The following is an 840-nucleotide window of genomic DNA, read 5'->3' on the forward strand; positions in this document are numbered from 1 at the left end:
TGCTAACAAAAAGAGGCCTCAAACTGATAAAATGTAGTCGTCTAAAACAAACATAAATCAGGAGTGAAGCCTCATGGACAATAATACTAGAAAAATGCTTGGATTAACAGATGAAAATATTACTTTCCCAGAAAATTGGTTGGAGGATGCGAAAATAAAAGGTGTCACTGCTCAATTAATTATTGGCTCCTTGACTTATAACCCGACTCATTGTGAGAAATGCGGGAGAAAAAATCAAGGTGAACTCGTTAAGAATGGAACAAAAACAACTCGTACCCAAATGGCTTTATTTCGTAACACGTTAACCTATTTAGAGCTGAAACGCTCACGGTTTCTTTGTCGTCATTGCGGAAAAACCTTCATCGCTCAAACCCCAATTGTTGCACGTCATGATCATTTGGCAAAAGAGTTGAAATATCAAATTCTTTTAGAATTAGCTCAAGTTTGTTCTCGTAAGTCGATTGCTCAGCGATACTTTGTATCGGATATCTCTGTTTTAAGAATTCAAGAAGAACTGGCGCAAACGTATCATAAAAGCTATCAAACGCTACCACAGGTTCTTTGTGTCGATGAATTTAAATCAATGAAGTCTTGTGAAGGCGCAATGAGCTTCATCTGTGTTGACGGGACAAATAACCGCTTATTTGAGGTGCTAGAAGACCGTAGACTTGATAAACTCGTCCAATACTTCATGCGTTTTCCCAGAAAAGCTCGTCTGGGAGTGCGTTATTTGGTGATGGACATGAACGCTAGTTATCAACAATTGATTAAGATTATCTTTCCAAATGCTCAAATTGTAACCGATCGTTTTCATATCGTCCAACAAATTACTCGCTCATT

Annotated in this window: 1 protein-coding gene; it reads left to right on the top strand. The window is 38.0% G+C overall.

Going from position 1 to position 840, the window contains the following annotated elements; all coding sequences use genetic code 11:
* Positions 1–73: 73 nt before the first annotated feature.
* Positions 74–840 (top strand): transposase (locus ACFO3L_RS11485; RefSeq protein ID WP_379967709.1); only part of this gene is annotated, 767 nt, incomplete at its 3' end.

The sequence above is a fragment of the Enterococcus eurekensis genome (assembly GCF_042654605.1).
Taxonomy (GTDB): Bacteria; Bacillota; Bacilli; order Lactobacillales; family Enterococcaceae; genus Enterococcus_I; species Enterococcus_I eurekensis.